Origin of the sequence: Mycobacterium sp. NPDC051804, from assembly GCF_044452905.1 — a bacterium.
Lineage (GTDB): Bacteria > Actinomycetota > Actinomycetes > Mycobacteriales > Mycobacteriaceae > Mycobacterium.
In genome coordinates this window covers 459,638-479,611 of the sequence record NZ_JBITCD010000003.1, presented here as the reverse complement: position 1 = coordinate 479,611, position 19,974 = coordinate 459,638, and the positions used below count along the sequence as shown (strand labels likewise).

Sequence of the window (19,974 nt, the reverse complement as noted above, 5' to 3'; positions counted from 1 at the left end):
TCTATGGCAGACAAGTTCGACGCGATCATCGTCGGCGCCGGCCAGGCCGGACCGCCTTTGGCAGGCCGTCTGACCGATGCCGGCCAGACGGTAGCGGTGATCGAGCGCAAACTCGTCGGCGGCACGTGCGTCAACTCAGGCTGCATTCCGACCAAGACACTGGTCGCCAGTGCGTACGCCGCCCGCGTCGCACGCCGAGGAGCCGAATATGGCATCGGCACAGGCGATGTCAGTGTGGACATGACTGCCGTCAAGGCCCGCAAGGACAAGATCGTGATCGGCGACCGCGAGGGCGTCGAGTCCTGGATCGAGGGCATGAACGGGGCCACGTTGATCCGCGGCCACGCCCGTTTCGAGGGCCCGCACACCATCCGGGTCGACGACCGTGTGCTGGAGGCCGACAGGATCTTCCTCAATGTGGGTGGCCGCGCGGTGGCGCCCGATATGCCAGGGCTCGAAGACATCGACTACTTGACCAACGTCGGGATTCTCGAACTCGACACCGTGCCAGAGCATCTGGTGGTCATCGGTGGCAGCTACATCGCGCTGGAGTTCGCGCAGATGTACCGACGTTTCGGCGCCCGTGTGACGGTGATCGAAAAGGGTCCGCGCCTCACCTCCCGCGAGGACGAGGATGTCTCTGCGACCATCAAGGAGATTCTGGAGGCCGAGGGCATCGACGTGGTGGTCAACGCCAGCGATATCCGGTTCGCCAAGCACGACAATGGCTTCGAGGTCACTCCGCGTGAGGGTGCAGAACCGATCGCCGGCACCCATCTACTGATGGCGGTCGGGCGTCAGCCCAACACCGATGACCTCGGACTCGAGGCGGCAGGCGTCGAAACAGACCGCCGCGGTTACATCGTCGTCGACGATCAGTTGCGCACGAATGTCGAGCACATCTGGGCCATGGGGGACTGCAACGGACGTGGCGCCTTCACTCACACCTCGTACAACGACTTCGAGATCGTCGCGGCCAATCTGCTCGACGGAGACCCGCGGCGGGTGAGCGACCGGATCACCACCTACGCGCTCTACATCGACCCGCCGCTGGGGCGCGCCGGGTTGTCGGTCGACGAGGTGCGCAAGTCGGGGCGAAAAGCGTTGGTGGGTAAGCGGCCGATGACTCGCGTGGGTCGCGCGGTCGAGAAGGGTGAGTCGCAGGGCTTCATGAAGGTCGTCGTCGACGCCGAGACCGAACAGATCCTCGGTGCCACGATCTTCGGGGTCGGCGGCGACGAGGTCATCCACTCGATCCTCGACATCATGACGGCTAGGGTTCCCTACACCTCCATTTCCAGAACCATGCACATCCATCCCACGGTCAGTGAGCTGGTGCCGACGATGCTCCAGGACTTGCAGCCGCTGGACTAGCGGCGCGCCCGACGTTGAGCTGGCGCGTGACGTGCGCGACCCGCCACCCGAGATGGCGACACGTCCGTACGTCAGCGGGATGGACCTGATCGGAGTTCGCATCGATATCGGTCTGCGCGGCCGCGCCGAGAAAAAAGGACAGGCGGTTGATGTCGTTCTCGCTGCCCGCCGAACTGTTCCAGCCCGGGCCCAAACCCAGGTTGACCCAATGCATATGGTGCTGCGCGGCGAATACCGACAACGACACCAGGGTGTTCAGCTTGTCGCCGCTCTTGCCGCCGGAGTTGGTGAACCCGGCCGCGACCTTGTCACGCCAGGTGCCGGTGATGCAGCGGCGCCCGGTCTGTTCGGCGAATGCCTGGAACGCTGCCGACACGTTGCCCATGTAGGTCGCTGAGCCGAAAACGATGCCGTCCGACCCGTCCAGGATGTCCCAGTCCGCATCGTCCATCTTGTTGACGGCGATCAGTGTGACGTCCGCGCCCGCCTCGGCAGCCCCCGCGGCGACAGCCTCGGCGAGCGTGGCGGTGTGGCCGTATCCGGAGTGATAGGCGACGGCCAACCTCGGCGCGGCGATATCAGAGCCGTTGTATGCCATGACTATTGGCCTTTCATTGAGTCGGCCACCTCGCGGTAGCGCAGCGCCCATTCGGGCAGTGGATCGCCGGCCAGATGGGCATCGAGCCGGTCCAGAAAGGCATGCGTGCCGGGGCGGAACCCCTCGGCGTTGCGGACTCCGAGCCCGCGATGGGTGAATCGCAGCAGCGTGCCCTCACCGTCGGCGGTCAATTCGTAACGCACCACGCTGTCCTCGATGATCCGTTGGCGCCATTCGTGTTCGAACACGTGCGGGGGGTCCCACACGCGGATCCGGCCGGTCATCTTCTTGTGTTCTGGGGGCGCCGGGGGACCGTCGGGCATCATCTCGATGACACCGCCCTCACGCGCGTCGATAGTGGTCTGGCCCATCCACTGGTTTCGCTGCTCAGGGTCGGTGATCGCGGCCCACACCGCTTCGATGGGGAACGACAGGCGGCGTTCGAAGGTGAGCACGGCACGATCGCCTTCGATCGTGAGCCGTCCTTCGCGTTCGGTCACTGGTCCTCCCGATGAGTTGTGTGCAGATGTCGTTCCAGGGCGTCCAGATGATCGGCCCAGTAGCGGCGGTAGCGGTCGATCCATTCGTCGATCGCGACCAGACCGTCCGCGCGCAACGCGTAGATGCGGCGCTGGGCGTCTGGGCGCACTTCGACGAGACCGACTTCGCGCAGGACCCGCAGATGCCGTGACACCGTCGGCTGGGTCAGCCCTGGCAGGGTCGCGACGAGTTCGCCCGCGGTGCGCTCACCGTCGGTCAGCGCGTCCAGCAGCGCCCTGCGGCTCGGTTCGGCGACGGCCTCGAAGACGTCCATATAGCTAGTATTGCCGACTATCTATATAGATGCAAGCGTATATAATCCGCTCATGCACCTGCAGCGCGGAGCAGGCGCAATTGGCCGATCTCCGCGATGTTCTTCATCAGCTCGGCGTTCAGCCACAGCGCGGTGCGGACGTGCTCGACGTCGAGTTCGGGTAGCAGCGCCCGCCATCGCACAGCCAACTCCCGGATTGCCGCCACCGCGACGGCACCGTCACCCGGCCATGCGACGTCGTCGCGATCGCGCGGCGGGGCGCCTGATACCCGGTCGATCGTCGTCGACCACCACCACAGAACGTGCCACGTGAGCCACCCGATCGTCGGCACCGGAATCGGATCGGGTTCGGAGTCGGCCCAGTCGGGACGCCAGACCCCGGCGGTTTCGGGCCGCACCGTCCAGCACAACGGCGCGGGCTCCCACAGGAAGTCTTCTTCGGCGAGCGCCGCCAGATGCAGGTCGGCCAGCGCCCACGTCAGGTCGAACTGCCACAACAGCTCGTCCTTCATGGCCGACGCTGAACCAATAGCGTCTGTGCGCAGGTGCCGATGAATCCCTGCCGATCGAAAAGCTCCGCTGTGGTGACGCCGATCGCGTCGGGCCCGATCGAGCCACGGGCGCGCAGCGCGAAGTCCTCGCCGACTGGCAGCCGGTGCAGATGCATCACGGTGTCGGTGTTCATGAACATGAACTGCTCCGGGTCCAACGCGGCTCCCGCGCCGTTGCACGAGTCGACCACCATCGCGAGCCGCTGCAACGCCGTGGTTGGCTCCGAATCCACCAGCGGCACAAGCGGACTGATCCATACCACGTTGCCGGTTTCCCCAGTCTCGGGCTGACGCCGCCAGCTCACCGTCTCGAGATAGCCCTTCGCCCCAACCCAGCTGTGCGGCAACGGAACCGGCTCACCTTCGACCACCGGGGGATAACGGTCGGTCGCCACGTCGGCGGTGTCGCCGGTAGCCAACAGCCACGCGGTCACCCGCGCGACCGCGCGATCGGCGCCGTCGGGCCTGGCCGCCGACATCTCGGCCATCATCAGCGAGATCCGCTTGCCAGGACGCTCAACCCATACCCGCACCTTTACCGGCGCGACGGGAATGGCGCCGAGGATGTCGAGCGTCAGACGACCGACGCGCAGCCCCGAACCGGTGGCCAACTCCTCGATCAACTTGGTCATCAGCGCCAGAGGCGGTGAGCCATGCTGGATTTCGGGATCCCAGTTGCTCCGGGTGCCGTCGGTCGATTCGAACATCAGAAACTCGCCGTCGGCATCGAGTCGACGGTAGTGGCACTCGATCACGCCGCGGACCCCTCGGTGTGCAGCATCGTGTCATCATCGCCCTCGCCGGGAGCCGTCGGCCAGCCGGGGTACGGCGGCGGCGTGCCACCGAAGACCGGGCAGTATGCGTGGTGGGCGCACCAGTCGCACATCCGCGACGGGTTCGGACGGAAATCACCTGTGGCACCGGCAGATTGAATGGCACGCCAAATGGCCATCAACGTCTTCTCGAAGCGCAGCAGTTCGTCGAGGTCAGGCGTGTAGTCGAGGACCTGGCCATCGGCCAGGTAGAGCAGCCGCAGCCGCGCCGGCAGTACGCCGCGGGAACGCAGCAGCGCCACGGCATAGAACTTCATCTGGAACATGGCCTTGAACTCCGCCAGCGCCCTGGCTTCGGGCGGCGCCTTGCCGGTCTTGTAGTCCACGACGCGTAGCTCGCCGGTGGACGCGACGTCGATGCGGTCGACAAAACCGCGCAGCAGAGTGCCGTCCTCTAGTTCGACCTCGACGCGCTGCTCGCAGCTCTGCGGGTCGAAGCGAGTCGGATCCTCCAGGCGGTAGTACCCGGACAGCAGTGCACGCGCTTCGTCGAGCAGCTCGGTCCGCAGCCCCGGTTCGAAGTCATCGGCAAGGTCGGGCCGCTCGGCCACGAGGCGCTCCCACGCCGGGTCGACGAGCGTCAGCGCAGTGCCGGGGCCGCGGTCCGCCGCTGGGAGGGCGTACAGCTGTTCCAGGGCCGCGTGCACGACCGAACCACGCACCTGAGCCGGCGAGGACGGCTCCGGTAGCCGGTCGATGGCGCGGAACCGGTAAAGCAGCGGGCACTGCTTGAAGTCCGCGGCCCGCGACGGTGACAACGCAGGCCGCCGGAAACCGGTCGGCTCCTGCTCGTCAGTCATGGGTTCAGCGTATGGCGACACCCCGACAACAACCAGGACAGACCCGCGCACCCGACGCGGCGCGTTGACTGGCAGGCTGAACTGCTGTGAACAGGACCGGGCCCTTCGCAATCGGTGATCGCGTGCAGCTCACCGATGCGAAAGGCAGGCACTACACGATGGTGTTGACGCCCGGCGGAGAGTTTCATACTCATCGCGGGATCATCGACCTCGACTCGGTCATGGGGCTGCCAGAGGGCAGCGTCATCAAGTCCACGAACGGCGATCAGTTCCTCGTGCTGCGCCCGCTGCTGGTCGACTACGTGATGTCGATGCCACGCGGCGCACAGGTCGTCTACCCCAAGGACGCCGCCCAGATCGTGCACGAGGGGGACATCTTCCCCGGCGCACGGGTGCTGGAGGCTGGCGCGGGCTCGGGTGCGCTCACTTGCTCGCTGCTGCGCGCTGTCGGGTCCCAAGGCAAGGTCACCTCGTACGAAGTCCGCGACGACCACGCCGAGCACGCGGTGCGCAATGTCGCGACCTTCTTCGGCGATCGCCCGGACAACTGGGAGCTGGTGACCGCCGACCTTCGCGACTATGACGGTCCTGAAGTGGATCGGGTGGTGCTCGACATGCTGGCGCCGTGGGAGGTGCTTGAGGCCGTGGCCGACGCGCTCGTCGCCGGCGGCGTGCTGATGATCTACGTCGCGACTGTGACGCAACTCTCACGAACGGTCGAGGCACTGCGCGAGCAGAAGTGCTGGACCGAACCGCGCGCCTGGGAAAGCATGCAGCGTGGATGGCATGTCGTCGGCCTGGCCGTGCGCCCGCAACACACGATGCGTGGTCACACGGCTTTCCTGATCAACGTGCGCAAATTGGCGCCGGGTGCGATCGCGCCGATGCCGCTGCGGCGTAAGCGCCAACTCGGCGGCTCCATCTGAATTGTCGGCTCGCCGACGAATTCAGTCGTCGATACTCCGCCGCAGCCCGCGTCGGACGGACAGCAGCTCCATCTCGGGCCGCGCCGCCACCAGGCGCTCGGCGGCATCGAGCACGTCCACGACATGGGCACGATCGGCCGACACCACGGACACCCCCACACCCGCACGGCGATGCAGGTCCATCGAGCCTGTTTCAGCTGCCGACACCGCGAACCGGCGGCGTAATTCGGCGACGACGGGACGGATGACGGACCGCTTCTGCTTGAGCGAGTGCACATCCCCGAGCAGCAGGTCGAACTCGAGCCAGCCGATCCACATTGGAAAAGGTTTTCTAGCGCGGCGGCGCGGGCGGCGCCGGTTCGCTAGGCATCTGCGGCGTGCCCTCGCTGGGCTGCAGCAGCTCGTCAGCGGTCGTGCGCGCCAGCTGCCAGGCGTTGTCGACGAAGACGAACTCCATCGGAAAGCTGAAGTCACCGGCCTGCGGATTGTCGGTTCGCAGGCTGACCACGGCCGACACGGCGTCGGGAGGCTCCTCCACCCAGCGCAGGTCCCGTGCCTCGAACGTCGCGGGCGAGTAACCGTTCTGGTTCAGCGCTTGACCGAATCTGTCCATAGCGGCCGCGTCGCCGGCCGTGCCGGATTCGATCAGCCCGACCTTGTCCGCGCCGGGGACGCTGGCATCGGCGATGCGGTTCATCACATCCGAGAGCGCCGTCGGCGGGGGTAACGGCGCGCCCGGCGGTGCCTGGACGGCCGTGGTGGGTGGTGCGGTCTCGCGGGGTGCCTGCGGCGGTTTCTGCTCGCTGTCGGCACTACATGCGCCAAGCCCGAGCGCCGCCGCAATTGCGACGGCGCTCAGCATTACGGCACCGGCAGCGCGGTGCGCTGACTGCCTAGCCGACAGCCGACATCAACGCCATGAGCGACTGCTTGGACATCTGCCAGCCGGTGGGGCTCGGTCCGGGGACGAACGCGATGTTCTGGCTCGCGACGCCGCCATTGGCGGCCGTTGCCGTCACGTCGGCGGTGAACCCGGGACCGCTTGGTTGGACGTTGGCGAGAGTGAAGGACAGCGGGAACTTGCCCTCGGCCTGTGCCTCACGCAGCTTACTGTCGGCGACGCGGCCTTCGATGCGGCCGATACCGCCCTGGATGTAGGCAGCCTTGGAGGCCGACAGACCGGGTGCGCCGAGAGCCTGGAGCGTCGCAAGCAGCGGCCCCTGCACGTCCGTCGCGGGCTGCTGCGGCATGGGGATGTCCCAGACGACCGGCGCCACGCGCGGTGACGTCATCACGTCCGAGGATGCAATGGAAGTCACACCTGCCGCGGCACCGGCGATGACGACGGCTGCTGCCGCGCCGCTAACGAGGGCTTTCAGGGTCACGATTGTCCTTTCGATGGGCCCAACTCACGAATGAGGTTAACAAGTAGCGATGGTGTGTCGAATTGCTAGAGCGCACACAAAGGCTGAATCGCCGGTAGCTTTGAAGTTGTTACTGCACCAACACCAGGTGCGGGAGGGAGCGCAATATGAGCGAGTCCGAGCGTTCTGAAGGATTTGGAACACCCCACGAGTCCGGCATGTCCAGCGACGAGGCAGCCGAACTCGAAGAGCTGCGCCGCGAGGCCGCCCTCTTACGTGAGCAGCTCGAGAGTGCAGTAGGGCCGCAAAGCGGTCTGCGTAGCGCGCGCGACGTGCACCAACTCGAAGCCCGGATCGACTCGCTTGCCGCTCGAAATGCCAAGCTGATGGAAACCCTGAAGGAAGCCCGTCAGCAATTGCTCGCGTTGCGTGAGGAAGTCGACCGGCTGGGTCAACCGCCGAGCGGGTACGGCGTGCTGCTTTCGGTCCAGGATGACGAAACCGTCGACGTGTTCACCTCCGGCCGCAAGATGCGGCTGACGTGCTCGCCGAACATCGACACCAAGACGCTCAAGCAGGGCCAGACCGTCCGTCTCAACGAGGCGCTGACGGTGGTCGAGGCCGGCCATTTCGAAGCCGTCGGCGAGATCAGCACCCTGCGTGAGATCCTGTCCGACGGCCACCGCGCGCTCGTCGTGGGTCATGCCGACGAGGAGCGCATCGTCTGGTTGGCAGAGCCGCTGGTTTCTGCCGAGTTCCTGCCCGATGACGACGAAGCGGACGACGACAACGACGACCGTCCGCGCAAGCTGCGGCCCGGTGACTCACTTCTGGTCGACACCAAAGCCGGATATGCGTTCGAGCGCATCCCCAAGGCGGAGGTCGAGGATCTGGTCCTCGAAGAGGTCCCCGATGTGAGCTACAACGACATCGGTGGTTTGGGTCGTCAGATCGAGCAGATCCGCGATGCCGTCGAGCTGCCGTTCCTGCACAAGGAGCTCTACCGCGAATACTCGCTGCGGCCGCCCAAGGGTGTGCTGCTGTACGGTCCGCCCGGCTGCGGTAAGACGTTGATCGCAAAGGCGGTCGCGAACTCGCTAGCCAAGAAGATGGCCGAGGTCCGCGGCGACGACGCCCGGGAGGCGAAGTCGTACTTTCTCAACATCAAGGGCCCCGAACTGCTGAACAAGTTCGTCGGCGAGACCGAGCGTCACATCCGGTTGATCTTCCAACGGGCCCGTGAGAAGGCCTCTGAGGGCACCCCGGTGATCGTGTTCTTCGACGAGATGGACTCGATCTTCCGTACCCGCGGCACCGGTGTCAGTTCGGATGTGGAGACAACCGTTGTCCCGCAGCTGCTCTCGGAGATCGACGGCGTCGAGGGTCTGGAGAACGTGATCGTCATCGGCGCCTCCAACCGCGAGGACATGATCGATCCCGCGATCCTGCGGCCCGGCCGTCTGGACGTGAAGATCAAGATCGAGCGCCCGGATGCCGAAGCGGCACAGGACATCTTCTCGAAGTATTTGGTCGAAGATCTGCCGGTGCACGTCGATGACCTCGCCGAGTTCAGCGGGGACAAGTCGCTCACGCTGAAGGCGATGATCGAGAAGGTCGTCGACCGGATGTACGCCGAGATCGATGACAACCGGTTCCTCGAGGTCACCTATGCCAACGGTGACAAAGAAGTCATGTACTTCAAGGACTTCAACTCGGGTGCCATGATCCAGAACGTCGTCGACCGGGCGAAGAAGAACGCGATCAAGTCGGTGCTGGAGACGGGGCAGCCTGGTCTCCGCATTCAGCATCTGCTCGACTCGATCGTCGACGAGTTCGCCGAAAACGAGGATCTGCCCAATACCACCAATCCGGATGACTGGGCGCGGATTTCGGGCAAGAAGGGTGAGCGGATCGTATACATCCGCACACTGGTCACCGGCAAGTCGTCGAGCGCTTCACGCGCAATTGATACCGAGTCGAATCTGGGCCAGTACCTGTAGCAGCACTGGCCCAGTTCGAATCCTCGGATTAGCCGCAGAGGTTGGCAGCGGCCGCGTCATACAGCACCTGTGCGTGCTCTGCGGTGATGTCGTTGCTGGTGTTCGTGTAGATCGAAACCACCGTGGTGCCCTCGGGAATGCCTGCGTCGATCTCGTTGCACACTGCCTGACCCATCTGCAGCGCTGCGTCATTCGGCTCGATGCCGCCCGCCTGGACTGCGTCGAAAAAGGCCGCGTCATCGGCGTAGGCCGGCGCTGCGAGCGCCAGGCCGAGTGCGAGCGCTCCGATTGAGAAGACTACGAGCTTCTTCATAGTCAATTTCCCTTCACCCTGATGTTCCGCAGCGTTTTCCGAGCCTGGTGTGGTCATGGGTAACCACTCGGCACGTTGCATTGGCGCAGTTTAGGGCTATTTCTTCGTTACCGTCAATTTATAGCTTTGTTATCTATCCCTGCGCCCGTTGAGGTGTAACTTCGCACCATGTCTGACGACGATGTCACGCTGATCGGTGAGGTCTTCGGAAAGCGCTATGGCGAAGTGCTTCTGGTTCGGAACACCGAATCGGGGCCCGAAGCCACCGTATACAACACCTTTCCCCTCAACGATTGTCCCGCCGACCTGTGGGACAAGCTGGACGCCACCGCCATCGCGGCGGAAAACGATGCGGTAGCAGCATTACTCAACGGACCTCGCTACTGGTTGATGAGCGGCATCGGCAAACGTGATCGAGAAGACTTAGAGCACAAGAGCTTCGGCGGGTTGGAGATGCTCCGTCAGGCGACGGTAAAACTGTCGTCGATGAATCCGGCCCCATATCAACCCAACCGGGTGGACCGCAAGGCGCTCTTCACGTTCGACGCAGGCCGCGAGATCTATGAGCTGATCGATCCCGACGGCAGGCGTTGGGTGATGCAGACATGGAGTCAGACAGTGGATCCCACCTTGTCGCTGGCCGATCTGCCGAGTCTCGCCAGCCGCCTGTCGCTACCCGACGGCTGGCGGTACGAATCGCGAACACCGACCTCCGCGCTTCGAGTGGACACCACGAACTCCGAAGCCAGCGTGACGCAGGACAACCTGGCCAACAGTTATTCGCTTCAGGCGCAGGCCTAACCCTTGTCCATCGCGAGATAGGCGTCGCGACCGGCCAGGCTCACCGCGACGTCCGAGATCAGCGGATCGAAAAACCGCTCCCGATAGATGGGGTCGACGCTGGTGCTGACGGTGAAGTACAGGCCCGACAGCACGGCGACGAACAGCGAGACGTGCACGATGGTCTGTGCCACCGGTACGTGAATACCGAACCACGTTCCCGCGCAGGGCGGTTCGCCGATCGGGCACGATTCCTCCGCCGACCACAGCACCGCGACATCGTCGGGCACCGCGACGATCCCGAGCGCCACGAAGAACGCGAACAGGCCGGCGGTGAAGAGCACCACCTGGATCGCCTGTGAGACCACCATCACCGCGACGACGTTGACCTGTTCGGCGAAGGACAGCGGGGAGCGCGCTGGCGCGTCACCATCAGCGGTGGTGAACGGTGTGCCCTCGAGGAGTTTGGTCGGATCCGTCTGTCCGGCCCGATCGTCGCGCAACGCCTTCACCTCGTCACGGATCGTCGTCACCATGAAAAGGATCGCCACGATGGCGAGGAATCCGATTGTCTGCCACAGTCGTTCACGGGTCATGCGAGACGCCAGTTGCCAGAGTTCGCCAGTGAAGTAAACCACGACGGTCAACATCAGCAGTGGCAGTGCACGACTCATGAGGGTGCCCAGCGCACCCACTTGAAGCCAGGCAAACCTGAAAGCCCACAACACAATTGACCCGATACCGAGGTATGTCAGCCAGATCGCTGCCATCGCGACAACCGCGAAACCGACGATCTCGGCCACAGCGATTCCGGAGAAGCCGCTGTCGGCGAACGGTAGCCCGAGCACAAAGATCGCCATCACGAGCAGTGCAGCGGTTCTGCGTCCGGCCTCGCCGCGCGTCGTGCCGGAGCGATGCAGCAGGTAAAGCGCGAATGGTGCCGCGATCAGCACCAGCGTGAGCACACCCAGCCGGATCGCGTAGCCATAATCCGGATCGTCATCGGTCAGCTCGGCCAGCGTCATCGTCAGCGAGATCACCGCGCCGATACCGCTGACCATGGGAGCCGACCGATCGATCAGCGCACGGGACCGGACCCGCCGCGTCAGCACTAGCGGCAGCCCGCGATGGAGAAACCATTCGTGGACCACCCGCATGTCGGACACGCGCATATTGTGCGCGAAACCGGGGTCCGGTTTGTGTCAGCTCGCCGGAACGGCGGCCCGATAACGGCCCCGGGCCACCAAGGTGAGCCGAAGCTCGTCGCTCAGCGGATCGAGGAACTGGGTTCGGTACTCACCGTCGCCCGCGGACTTCGCGCTGACGTACATGAAGGTCAGCGCGCCGAGGAACATCGTGACCTGAATCAGGGCGTCCGGCACCGGGATAGTCATTCCCAGGAACGTTCCGTCGCTCGACCCCTCGTTACGTGTCCAGGCCGCCAGCAGCTCGGGTGACAGCAGGATCAGGCCGAGAACCAGGAAGATCAATGCGGTGGCGATGGCGACAACCAGGATGTGGGCGAGTTGCGAAACCGCCAGCACAAACATCACATTGAGTCGTTCGGCACGATTGAGGGGCTGGGTCTGCGGCGGATCGGGCATCGCCGAAAACGGCGTGTCGTCCAGTTGCGCGTTGCGGACTGCGGTCGCGTCGGGCGCCTCGATGACCGGCTTGAACCGGTCGGTGGTGACGGCGACGACGAACGTCGCGGCGATCAGCGAGAGGAATATCAGCGCGAGCCACAGTCGGCCGCGCGAGATGCTGGACGCCATCAGCCAAACCGGTGAGTTGAAGAACACCAGAAATGTCAGGAGCAGTACCGGCAGTGCCCTGATCATGAGCGTCCCGATCGCCGTGAGATGAGAGAAGGTCTTACGTGCGGTCCACGCCAGGATTGAACCCAGGCCTGACGCAGTCATCGCAAGGATCGACGCGATGACCACACCCTCGAAGATCACGTCGGCAAGGACGGAGGGGCTCGGACCGCCGATGATCCCGCCGATGAGCCCCGCCACGACCGAGACGGCCGCCGCGATGGTGCGGACCCGCACGGTGGAGATCCTGGCCACCAGCGAGCCGACCACCACAGCCACTGGCAACACGAGGACCAGCAGTCCCAGGACGAACCACTCGGTGCGCGTGGGCTCACCCGCGATGTTGATGGTGTGCTTACCGGTGATCTCGACGACGACGGCCGAATTGATCATGAACACCGCGAATGCCGCCAGCGCGGGCGCCGACCGCGGCCACAGCCGGCGCACCAGCCGGCCGGGTTGCAGCACTGCGGGCAACCCGCGGTCGAGGAACCAGGCGTCGGCTGCCCGCCGCTGTTGGACGTCAATCATGGAGCGTCCGTCGATGCGGGTTATCAGTCAGCTGGATCGCCGCCCGCCACATCAACAGTCCGGTCTGCACGCCGACGGCGATGGACATCAACGAGATCAACGTCGCGGTGAACGCGGCGCTGCTGTGAGTGCCGAGAAGCTGCGTCACACCCATGAAGCCGAGGGAGCCGGGGACGAGCAGCCAGAAGCCCGGCACCACGAGAGATATGGTCGGCGGTGTGTTGGGACGGTGCGATATCGCGAGCGCGAACAGGATGAGAGTCAGCCCGCCGCCGAACCCGCTGGCATAGCTGCCGAGCAGTTCGTTACCGAGCCACTGGCCGGCGTAGGCCGTGTAGAGCATCAGGCCCATCCACGGCAGAAAGCTCGTGGGTGGACCGAAGTTCAGCCAGATGCCGATCCCGTACACCAGCACGCCGAGGATCGGCGCCCACGGTCCGAGTCGGTTGAGTTCGGTCGTGACGAGGTTGGCGTCTGCGATCCCCGCGACTTGCGCCGCGATGAGGATCCCGAAGGCCAGCTGACCGATCTGCATGAAACCGGCGACCAGTCGACTGGCGCCTGAAACCACATGGCGCGTGGACAACTCGATGACGGCGAGGGTGATCGCCGCTCCCGGCAGGAACGTGGCCAGCGGCGCCGCGAGTGCTCGCAGGCTGTCGACGCCGACGTGCCAGCGTTCGTTGAACGAGAACACGATCAACGCGACCAAGAACGCGCAGATGGTCGGCAGCATGTAGCCGATCGCCTCGATGCGCCGGCCCGCCACCGACAGCACGCCGACCAACAGTCCCAACGTCGCCGCACCGATGAGGCTCAGGGTTGTCGGCTGCAGGATCAGCGCGAGGCCTGCGCTCTGTACCGCGTACCCGAGAATCGTGAGCCACAGCGGAAATCGCTTGTCCAGATTACGGATTCGATCGAGTTCGGCCATTCCGTCCGCGGGGTCGACGGTGCCGGCCGGTGCGCGCGCCACCAGCTTCGCGAGGGGAAAGGACTGGTCGTAGCGCACTACGAAGTCGGGGTTGGCGATGTAGAGACCGTCGCCGGTCGGGCTCCCGACCTGGACGTAGTTCGGCAGCGCGAGGAAGTGATTGTCGAGCCCGTAGGCCTTCGAGGTCGCCGCCATCACGGTGTGCACCATGGTGACCGGGTAGTTGGCGGCCGACATCGCGGCGCCCAGCGCCGCGACGAACTGACTCGCGGCCGCGTAGTGCTCAGCGGCGGGGGCGTCCCTGTCAGACGGCACGGTCGCAGGCTACTTCGGACCGTCCCCTAGGCTGGGCATATGCAACGGATTATCGGAACAGAGGTCGAATACGGCATCTCTTCGCCGTCCGATCCCACCGCGAATCCGATACTGACCTCCACCCAGGCGGTGCTGGCGTATGCGGCGGCCGCGGGAATCCAGCGAGCCAAGCGGACCCGCTGGGACTACGAGGTGGAATCACCACTGCGCGATGCCCGTGGGTTCGATCTGAGCCGGTCAGCGGGACCGCCGCCGGTGGTGGACGCCGACGAGGTCGGCGCAGCCAACATGATCCTCACCAACGGCGCCCGGCTGTACGTCGACCACGCGCATCCGGAGTACTCCGCACCGGAGTGCACCGACCCCTTGGACGCGGTGATCTGGGATAAGGCCGGCGAGCGCGTGATGGAGGCCGCAGCGCGCCATGTGGCCAGCGTCCCCGGGGCAGCCAAGCTGCAGCTCTACAAGAACAACATCGACAACAAGGGCGCGTCCTACGGGTCGCATGAGAACTACCTGATGAGCCGCCAGACGCCCTTCTCGGCCGTGATCGCCGGGCTCACGCCGTTCCTGGTGTCGCGCCAGGTGGTGACGGGGTCGGGCCGCGTCGGTATCGGGCCGTCAGGTGACGAGCCGGGGTTCCAGCTGTCGCAGCGCTCCGACTACATCGAGGTCGAGGTCGGGCTCGAGACCACGCTCAAACGCGGCATCATCAACACCCGCGACGAGCCGCACGCCGACGCCGACAAGTACCGCAGGCTGCACGTCATCATCGGCGACGCCAACCTGTCCGAGACGTCGACCTACCTCAAGCTCGGCACCACCGCACTGGTGCTCGACCTCATCGAGGAGGGCATGGACCTCACCGACTTGGCACTCGCCCGGCCGGTGCACGCGGTCCACGTCATCAGCCGTGATCCGTCCCTGCGCGCGACGGTGGCGCTGGCCGACGGCCGCGAGCTCACTGGCCTTGCGCTGCAGCGCATTTACCTCGACAGGGTGGCCAAGCTGGTCGACAGCCGCGACCGCGATCCGCGAGCCCTCGACGTGGTCGAGACATGGGCCAACGTGCTCGACCTGTTGGAGCGCGATCCGATGGAATGCGCGGAGATCCTCGACTGGCCCGCCAAGCTGAGGCTGCTTGAGGGCTTCCGCAATCGGGAGAACCTCGGTTGGTCGGCGCCGCGTCTGCACCTGGTCGATCTGCAGTACTCCGACGTCCGGCTGGACAAGGGTCTCTACAACCGACTCGTCGCCCGTGGGTCGATGAAGCGGCTGGTCACCGAACAGCAGGTGATCGACGCGGTGGACAACCCGCCGACAGACACGCGGGCCTACTTCCGTGGCGAATGCCTTCGGCGGTTCGGCGCGGACATTGCCGCGGCCAGCTGGGACTCGGTGATTTTCGACCTCGGTGGCGATTCGCTCGTCCGGATCCCAACGCTGGAGCCCCTGCGCGGCAGTAAGGCCCACGTCGGCGCTCTGCTGGACTCCGTGGACAGCGCCGTCGAACTGGTGGAACAGCTCACCACTTAAGTACCCCCCGCCCGCCACCCGCTGTCCCGACGTGGCGCGCTATCCACGGCATTCTGCGCGTTGAACGGTAGGGTGGAGTTACGGCGGGCTGCGATAAGCCCGCCGCAGACATACGCAGGAGGCGGCGATGGCGCAGGAGCAGACCAAGCGTGGTGGCGGCGGCGGCGATGACGACGACCCCACCGGCAGCGCGGGCGCAGGCCAGGAGCGTCGCGAGAAGCTCGCTGAAGAGACCGACGACCTGCTCGACGAGATCGATGACGTGCTGGAAGAGAACGCCGAGGACTTCGTGCGCGCGTACGTCCAGAAGGGTGGCCAGTGACCTGGCAGAACCGCGAACAGCTGGCCTTTCCCTCAGCACTTCCGGGTGTGCCGTCCGTCCCCGTCGATCTCTCGTCCTTCTCTGAGCTGCTGCGCCGCCAGGCACCTGAATTGCTGCCGGTGAACAAGCATGCTGGCGTCGTGCCGACGGATGCGATTCCGCACGGAACGACGATCGTGGCGCTGAAGTACCCGGGTGGCGTGGTGATGGCGGGGGACCGCCGTTCGACGCAGGGCAACATGATCGCCGGCCGTGACGTGCAGAAGGTCTACATCACCGACGACTACACCGCGACGGGCATCGCCGGTACCGCGGCCATCGCGGTGGAATTCGCCCGGCTGTACGCCGTCGAGCTCGAGCACTACGAGAAGCTCGAAGGCGTCGCGCTGACGTTCGCGGGCAAGGTCAACCGGTTGGCCACGATGGTCCGCGGCAATCTCGGTGCGGCCCTGCAGGGCTTCGTGGCGCTGCCGTTGCTCGCCGGCTACGACCTCGACGACCCCAATCCGGTCGCGGCCGGCCGCATCGTGTCGTTCGACGCAGCGGGCGGTTGGAACTTTGAAGACGAGGGCTATCAGTCGGTGGGCTCGGGTTCGATTTTCGCCAAGTCGTCGATGAAGAAGCTCTATTCACAGGTCGCCGACGCGGACTCAGCGCTTCGGGTCGCCGTCGAGGCGCTCTACGACGCGGCCGACGACGATTCCGCGACCGGTGGCCCGGATCTGGTGCGTGGCATCTACCCGACCGCGGTCGTCATCGGGGCCGAGGGCGCCGAAGAGGTCGCGGAGGAGCGCATCGCGCAGTTCGCCCGACAGGTCATCGAAAGCCGTTCCCGGGCAGACACGTTCGGCCCTGACGCGGCGCATCGTTCCACGGACGCCCGGGGAGATTCGTGAGCTTTCCATACTTCATCTCGCCTGAGCAGGCGATGCGTGAGCGTTCGGAGCTCGCGCGCAAAGGCATTTCCCGTGGACGCAGCGTTGTGGTGCTGGCGTACGCCGACGGTGTGCTGTTCGTCGCCGAGAACCCTTCGCGCTCACTGCAGAAGGTCAGCGAACTGTATGACCGGGTCGGGTTCGCGGCCGTCGGCCGGTTCAACGAGTTCGACAATCTGCGCCGCGGCGGGATCCAGTACGCCGACACGCGCGGCTACGCCTATGCGCGGCGCGACGTCACCGGCCGTCAGTTGGCCAACGTGTACGCGCAGACGCTCGGCACGATCTTCACCGAGCAGGCCAAGCCGTACGAGGTCGAGCTCTGCGTGGCCGAGGTGGCGCACTTCGGTGAATCGAAAGCCCCTGAGCTGTACCGAATCACCTATGACGGATCCATCGCGGACGAGCCGCATTTCGTCGTGATGGGCGGCACCACCGAGCCGATCGCCGAGAAGCTCAACGAGTCCTACACCGAAAACGCCGGGCTGGCGGACGCCGCAAGAATCGCGATCGACGCCTTGAAGGCGGGCGGAAACGGGGAGCCACGCACGTTGGGCCCGACATCGCTGGAGGTGGCGATCCTGGATGCGAACCGACCGCGCCGCGCCTTCCGGCGTATCACCGGTTCAGCACTGGAAGCGCTGCTGCCCGTGGAAACCACCGGGGAAGGCGAATCGGAGCCGACGTAGTCTCAGGCGTCGCTTGGCGTGGCCCGGATGAGAATGAGCTCCGCGAACTGGTCGGGACATTCCATCGGTGTGAAATGCCCCGCATCGAACGCGAAGTGCAGCTCCACATCGGTGAAATAGGAGTCGAGGCGGTCAGCCCAATCGCGTGGGAACAGCGGATCATGCTGGGGCCACAGCACATCGGTGGGCACGTGAATCTTGATGGCGCGATCCGGCGGGAGTTCGGTGAGTGACTGCGCGATCATTCCGGCACCGGCGCGAAACCACGCGATCGACGCGGTGAACGCCCCCGGCAGCGCATAGTCCGTCACCAATCTCTCCAGATCATCTTCTGGCACAGTGAAATTCGGCGCGGACCAGTGTGTCCAAAAGTGTCGTAGGTATTCCCTGACGGCATCGGGATTGCCATCGATCAGCTGAGCGGCGAGCGGCAGTTGATGAAAAGCCTGGTACCAGAACTCGCTCTGCGCCCGCGCGGTCAGGACCCGGTCGCCGGCCCCGGGCAGCGGGGGAGAGAGCACCAACGCCGACACCAGGTCGGGTTCCATCCGGGCGACGCTCTGGGCGACGCGGCTGCCGACGTCGTATCCCGCGAGCACCACCTGGGACAACTCGAGTTCCTTGATGAGCCCGATGATGCTGCCGGCCTGTGCGGTGGCGCTGTAGAAGTGGCGCACGGCGACGGCGTGCTTGTCGGATCCGCCGAATCCGCGCAGGTCCGGGACGATGACGTCGGCGGCGCCGCTAAGCAGCGGAACCACCCGGTGATAGTCGTGCCGGTTGCCGGGCCAGCCATGCAGTAACACCACCGGCGGCGCGCCCTTGGCGCCGAATCGGTCAAATGCGAGCCGGAAACCGTCGACCGGGGCGCTGCGCGACCACATCGGCCCATTCTGGCCGTCGATCGGCGGTAATGGCTGGTTTTGCCACCTTCACCCGGCCACCCGGATCCGCTCACGGTCACCGGTGATGACCGCCAGGATGTTGCGCCACGAATCGGACGGCGAATTCAGGACATCGGAGTGCGCATCCGGTCCAGCCATCAGGCGACCGTCATCGTAATCGCCTGTCGCCAAATGGATTACGCCCGGCATCTCATCCGGATCCGCGCCGTGTGGGCCGCGAGGGAATCCCTGCACGGCCTGAATGAAATCGCCGGGCGCCGTCATCGAGTAGCGCACCACACCGGGATTGCGGTTATGCCAATCACCCGGACCGTTCACACCTACACCCGCCCCCGCAGCCGCCACGTACATCGCCTGGTCGGCCGTCAGGCCCATGGCTTCGGCGGTGCCCAGGATCGAACCGCCGTAGGAGTGTCCGATGTAGGTCACGGGTATCGGTGCTGCGCCCGCCGCCTCCGCATCGACGGTGCGGTCGACATCCTCGCTGAACGCGACCAGCCGCGGTGCCATCTCCAGCGCGTATCGCGGGCTGGCCGCGTCGACCACGCCTGCGATGAGGTTGCCGCGAGGAAACGGTCCGCCCAGATAGGTCAGGACCGCAACGTCACCCCCGCCACCGGCGACAAACCGGCGTGCGGTCGCGGTATTCGCGGCCGATCCCTCGATCGTGGTGTTCATTCCGGGAACCAGCACCGCGACGCTGCGGGCTGACGCCAGATCGCCGTTCAACTCGACGAGCGACGCTCTTGCCGGATCGAACGCCAGGATCTGCCGGTCGACGCGGGCGCCGCCCGCCGGATCGTCTACCTCACCGAGCAGCGTCCGGTAGAAGGCGGCGCGGCGGGGATCGGGTTCGTCAAGGACCGCCTGGGCGATATTCGTCCGATTCGCGGCGATCCGCATCGGCCAAGGAACACCGTCGGTGTTACCCACCTGATGAGGGAAGTCGGCGACGAGCCTGTCCCGCTGCTCGGGTGTCATGTCCGCGATCTGGGTCGCGATCCGGTCCTGGCTCATGGCGGGCCACCCGGCCACCACCTCGCTGGGCACGGCCGCGGCGGGCACGGTTGCGGCGGGCCTGCGCACGGGAGTCGCGAACGCCTCCTCGATGTCGTAGGCGGCGTCGGCGTCCGCCGCACCGAGCCGGTCCAACGCTCCCTGTAGTTGCCCGGTCAGCGTTTCGGCCCGAACCGCGAGCAGATCGCGCGCGACGCCGGCGTTGCCACCGGAGAGCGCGACCAGCAGAGATGTCGGTGCATCGTGGACGGATACCGTGCCGTCTTCGGCGACCGTGAAGCCCTCGGACTCGGCGATTCGCACCAGTTCCAGCACCGCGTCCCTCGCACTGGCGATCTGACCCGCGGCGTCAGACGCCGCTACCGCGGCCAATTCCATCGCCCGGGCCAGCGCATCGGACTCGCGGCCGACCGCCAGGGCCTCTTTGCGGGCAGCGTCGGCAGCCGACCCGGTCCAGACCTCGCGAGTGGCGGTCACACCCTGCACGGCGATGTCGACTTCGACACGGATATCTGTCGCCGCAACCCGCCAATTGACCGCAGCCTCACGCAGCGAGTTCGGTTGCCACGCATGCGCATCGGACACACTCGGACGCGTACCGCCCCCCATGCCTCATGCTG

Annotated in this window: 23 protein-coding genes; 8 read left to right on the top strand and 15 right to left on the bottom strand. The window is 65.5% G+C overall.

Features of this window, described 5'->3' with window-relative positions:
• The first annotated feature begins 3 nt into the window (after window positions 1-3).
• Complete coding sequence (locus tag ACIA48_RS13400; RefSeq protein ID WP_396731783.1) at window positions 4-1,374, top strand: FAD-containing oxidoreductase; 1,371 nt, start codon at window positions 4-6, stop codon at window positions 1,372-1,374.
• Here ACIA48_RS13400 and ACIA48_RS13395 read toward each other — a convergent pair.
• The 6 genes from ACIA48_RS13395 to ACIA48_RS13370 are packed head-to-tail and all read right to left on the bottom strand — an operon-like array spanning window position 1,325 to window position 4,970.
• Entirely contained in the window at window positions 1,325-1,972 is a 648-nt protein-coding gene (locus ACIA48_RS13395) for a flavodoxin family protein (RefSeq protein ID WP_396731780.1), read from the bottom strand. The two genes, ACIA48_RS13400 and ACIA48_RS13395, sit on opposite strands and share 50 nt — an antisense overlap.
• A gap of 2 nt (window positions 1,973-1,974) precedes the next feature.
• On the bottom strand, window positions 1,975-2,472 hold the full coding sequence (locus ACIA48_RS13390; RefSeq protein ID WP_396731777.1) for an SRPBCC family protein: 498 nt from the start codon (window positions 2,470-2,472) through the stop codon (window positions 1,975-1,977).
• A complete protein-coding gene (locus tag ACIA48_RS13385; protein WP_396731774.1) occupies window positions 2,469-2,786 on the bottom strand; it encodes an ArsR/SmtB family transcription factor in 318 nt (105 codons plus the stop codon). Before ACIA48_RS13385 ends, ACIA48_RS13390 begins: the two co-directional genes overlap by 4 nt.
• A 50-nt stretch (window positions 2,787-2,836) precedes the next feature.
• Window positions 2,837-3,298, bottom strand: coding sequence for a DinB family protein (locus ACIA48_RS13380; protein WP_396731772.1), 462 nt, complete (start codon window positions 3,296-3,298; stop codon window positions 2,837-2,839).
• On the bottom strand, window positions 3,295-4,092 hold the full coding sequence (locus ACIA48_RS13375) for a thioesterase family protein (RefSeq protein ID WP_396731769.1): 798 nt from the start codon (window positions 4,090-4,092) through the stop codon (window positions 3,295-3,297). Before ACIA48_RS13375 ends, ACIA48_RS13380 begins: the two co-directional genes overlap by 4 nt.
• Complete coding sequence (locus ACIA48_RS13370) at window positions 4,089-4,970, bottom strand: RecB family exonuclease (protein WP_396731766.1); 882 nt, start codon at window positions 4,968-4,970, stop codon at window positions 4,089-4,091. Before ACIA48_RS13370 ends, ACIA48_RS13375 begins: the two co-directional genes overlap by 4 nt.
• Before the next feature lie 86 nt (window positions 4,971-5,056).
• Between ACIA48_RS13370 and ACIA48_RS13365 the strand changes: the two genes are divergently transcribed.
• Window positions 5,057-5,896: a tRNA (adenine-N1)-methyltransferase gene (locus tag ACIA48_RS13365; RefSeq protein ID WP_396731763.1), complete on the top strand. Its 840-nt coding sequence runs from the start codon at window positions 5,057-5,059 to the stop codon at window positions 5,894-5,896.
• A 21-nt stretch (window positions 5,897-5,917) separates the two neighbouring features.
• Here ACIA48_RS13365 and ACIA48_RS13360 read toward each other — a convergent pair whose 3' ends face one another.
• Genes ACIA48_RS13360 through ACIA48_RS13350 form a run of 3 tightly spaced genes read right to left on the bottom strand, consistent with a single transcriptional unit; the run spans window position 5,918 to window position 7,281 of the window.
• Window positions 5,918-6,214 carry a DUF503 domain-containing protein gene (locus ACIA48_RS13360; RefSeq protein ID WP_396731761.1) on the bottom strand — a complete coding sequence of 99 codons (297 nt, stop codon included), beginning with the start codon at window positions 6,212-6,214 and terminating at the stop codon, window positions 5,918-5,920.
• A 13-nt stretch (window positions 6,215-6,227) separates the two neighbouring features.
• Complete coding sequence (locus ACIA48_RS13355) at window positions 6,228-6,758, bottom strand: hypothetical protein (protein WP_396731758.1); 531 nt, start codon at window positions 6,756-6,758, stop codon at window positions 6,228-6,230.
• Window positions 6,759-6,789: 31 nt separating this feature from the next.
• Entirely contained in the window at window positions 6,790-7,281 is a 492-nt protein-coding gene (locus ACIA48_RS13350) for a hypothetical protein (RefSeq protein WP_396731757.1), read from the bottom strand.
• A 146-nt stretch (window positions 7,282-7,427) separates the two neighbouring features.
• Between ACIA48_RS13350 and arc the strand changes: the two genes are divergently transcribed.
• Window positions 7,428-9,260 (top strand): proteasome ATPase, encoded by a 1,833-nt coding sequence (gene arc, locus ACIA48_RS13345; RefSeq protein WP_396731755.1) that lies wholly within the window; start codon window positions 7,428-7,430, stop codon window positions 9,258-9,260.
• Between the two features lie 28 nt (window positions 9,261-9,288).
• Here arc and ACIA48_RS13340 read toward each other — a convergent pair whose 3' ends face one another.
• On the bottom strand, window positions 9,289-9,573 hold the full coding sequence (locus ACIA48_RS13340) for a DUF732 domain-containing protein (protein WP_396731752.1): 285 nt from the start codon (window positions 9,571-9,573) through the stop codon (window positions 9,289-9,291).
• A 168-nt stretch (window positions 9,574-9,741) separates the two neighbouring features.
• Here ACIA48_RS13340 and ACIA48_RS13335 point away from each other — a divergent pair, with 168 nt between their 5' ends.
• Complete coding sequence (locus ACIA48_RS13335; RefSeq protein WP_396731749.1) at window positions 9,742-10,374, top strand: hypothetical protein; 633 nt, start codon at window positions 9,742-9,744, stop codon at window positions 10,372-10,374.
• Here the strand turns inward: ACIA48_RS13335 and ACIA48_RS13330 are convergent.
• From ACIA48_RS13330 to ACIA48_RS13320, 3 genes are read right to left on the bottom strand one after another with little or no spacing between them, the layout of a single operon-like run.
• The gene (locus ACIA48_RS13330) at window positions 10,371-11,525 is read right to left on the bottom strand and encodes a hypothetical protein (RefSeq protein WP_396731746.1); all 1,155 of its coding nucleotides are present in this window, start codon (window positions 11,523-11,525) and stop codon (window positions 10,371-10,373) included. The two genes, ACIA48_RS13335 and ACIA48_RS13330, sit on opposite strands and share 4 nt — an antisense overlap.
• Window positions 11,526-11,555: 30 nt before the next feature.
• Window positions 11,556-12,701 (bottom strand): hypothetical protein, encoded by a 1,146-nt coding sequence (locus tag ACIA48_RS13325; protein ID WP_396731744.1) that lies wholly within the window; start codon window positions 12,699-12,701, stop codon window positions 11,556-11,558.
• On the bottom strand, window positions 12,694-13,950 hold the full coding sequence (locus tag ACIA48_RS13320) for a threonine/serine exporter ThrE family protein (RefSeq protein WP_396731741.1): 1,257 nt from the start codon (window positions 13,948-13,950) through the stop codon (window positions 12,694-12,696). The genes ACIA48_RS13325 and ACIA48_RS13320 overlap by 8 nt, the downstream gene beginning before the upstream one ends.
• 39 nt (window positions 13,951-13,989) lie before the next feature.
• Here ACIA48_RS13320 and dop point away from each other — a divergent pair, with 39 nt between their 5' ends.
• The 4 genes from dop to prcA all read left to right on the top strand — a co-directional run bounded on the left by dop (window position 13,990) and on the right by prcA (window position 17,432).
• A complete protein-coding gene (gene dop, locus ACIA48_RS13315) occupies window positions 13,990-15,486 on the top strand; it encodes a pup deamidase/depupylase (protein WP_396731738.1) in 1,497 nt (498 codons plus the stop codon).
• A 127-nt stretch (window positions 15,487-15,613) separates the two neighbouring features.
• Complete coding sequence (locus ACIA48_RS13310) at window positions 15,614-15,808, top strand: ubiquitin-like protein Pup (protein WP_014213325.1); 195 nt, start codon at window positions 15,614-15,616, stop codon at window positions 15,806-15,808.
• Window positions 15,809-15,828: 20 nt separating this feature from the next.
• Complete coding sequence (gene prcB, locus ACIA48_RS13305; RefSeq protein ID WP_396732800.1) at window positions 15,829-16,704, top strand: proteasome subunit beta; 876 nt, start codon at window positions 15,829-15,831, stop codon at window positions 16,702-16,704.
• Window positions 16,701-17,432, top strand: a complete 732-nt coding sequence (gene prcA / locus ACIA48_RS13300) for a proteasome subunit alpha (RefSeq protein WP_396731736.1) — start codon at window positions 16,701-16,703, stop codon at window positions 17,430-17,432. The genes prcB and prcA overlap by 4 nt, the downstream gene beginning before the upstream one ends.
• A 2-nt stretch (window positions 17,433-17,434) precedes the next feature.
• Here the strand turns inward: prcA and ACIA48_RS13295 are convergent, their stop codons facing one another.
• Together ACIA48_RS13295 and ACIA48_RS13290 are read right to left on the bottom strand one after the other, a co-directional pair.
• Entirely contained in the window at window positions 17,435-18,316 is an 882-nt protein-coding gene (locus ACIA48_RS13295; protein ID WP_396731733.1) for an alpha/beta fold hydrolase, read from the bottom strand.
• Between the two features lie 48 nt (window positions 18,317-18,364).
• Entirely contained in the window at window positions 18,365-19,963 is a 1,599-nt protein-coding gene (locus ACIA48_RS13290) for an alpha/beta hydrolase (RefSeq protein ID WP_396731730.1), read from the bottom strand.
• Window positions 19,964-19,974: the final 11 nt, after the last annotated feature.

What these genes read in the sequence shown, in the direction of transcription:
- arc (WP_396731755.1), top strand. Translation starts at nt 7,428, where the DNA reads ATGAGCGAGTCCGAGCGTTCTGAAGGATTTGGAACACCCCACGAGTCC.
- ACIA48_RS13335 (WP_396731749.1), top strand. Translation starts at nt 9,742, where the DNA reads ATGTCTGACGACGATGTCACGCTGATCGGTGAGGTCTTCGGAAAGCGC.
- ACIA48_RS13385 (WP_396731774.1), bottom strand. Translation starts at nt 2,786, where the DNA reads ATGGACGTCTTCGAGGCCGTCGCCGAACCGAGCCGCAGGGCGCTGCTG.
- ACIA48_RS13355 (WP_396731758.1), bottom strand. Translation starts at nt 6,758, where the DNA reads ATGCTGAGCGCCGTCGCAATTGCGGCGGCGCTCGGGCTTGGCGCATGT.
- ACIA48_RS13370 (WP_396731766.1), bottom strand. Translation starts at nt 4,970, where the DNA reads ATGACTGACGAGCAGGAGCCGACCGGTTTCCGGCGGCCTGCGTTGTCA.
- ACIA48_RS13290 (WP_396731730.1), bottom strand. Translation starts at nt 19,963, where the DNA reads ATGGGGGGCGGTACGCGTCCGAGTGTGTCCGATGCGCATGCGTGGCAA.
- ACIA48_RS13295 (WP_396731733.1), bottom strand. Translation starts at nt 18,316, where the DNA reads ATGTGGTCGCGCAGCGCCCCGGTCGACGGTTTCCGGCTCGCATTTGAC.
- ACIA48_RS13400 (WP_396731783.1), top strand. Translation starts at nt 4, where the DNA reads ATGGCAGACAAGTTCGACGCGATCATCGTCGGCGCCGGCCAGGCCGGA.
- ACIA48_RS13340 (WP_396731752.1), bottom strand. Translation starts at nt 9,573, where the DNA reads ATGAAGAAGCTCGTAGTCTTCTCAATCGGAGCGCTCGCACTCGGCCTG.
- ACIA48_RS13380 (WP_396731772.1), bottom strand. Translation starts at nt 3,298, where the DNA reads ATGAAGGACGAGCTGTTGTGGCAGTTCGACCTGACGTGGGCGCTGGCC.
- ACIA48_RS13330 (WP_396731746.1), bottom strand. Translation starts at nt 11,525, where the DNA reads ATGCGCGTGTCCGACATGCGGGTGGTCCACGAATGGTTTCTCCATCGC.
- dop (WP_396731738.1), top strand. Translation starts at nt 13,990, where the DNA reads ATGCAACGGATTATCGGAACAGAGGTCGAATACGGCATCTCTTCGCCG.
- ACIA48_RS13325 (WP_396731744.1), bottom strand. Translation starts at nt 12,701, where the DNA reads ATGATTGACGTCCAACAGCGGCGGGCAGCCGACGCCTGGTTCCTCGAC.
- ACIA48_RS13360 (WP_396731761.1), bottom strand. Translation starts at nt 6,214, where the DNA reads ATGTGGATCGGCTGGCTCGAGTTCGACCTGCTGCTCGGGGATGTGCAC.
- ACIA48_RS13395 (WP_396731780.1), bottom strand. Translation starts at nt 1,972, where the DNA reads ATGGCATACAACGGCTCTGATATCGCCGCGCCGAGGTTGGCCGTCGCC.
- ACIA48_RS13310 (WP_014213325.1), top strand. Translation starts at nt 15,614, where the DNA reads ATGGCGCAGGAGCAGACCAAGCGTGGTGGCGGCGGCGGCGATGACGAC.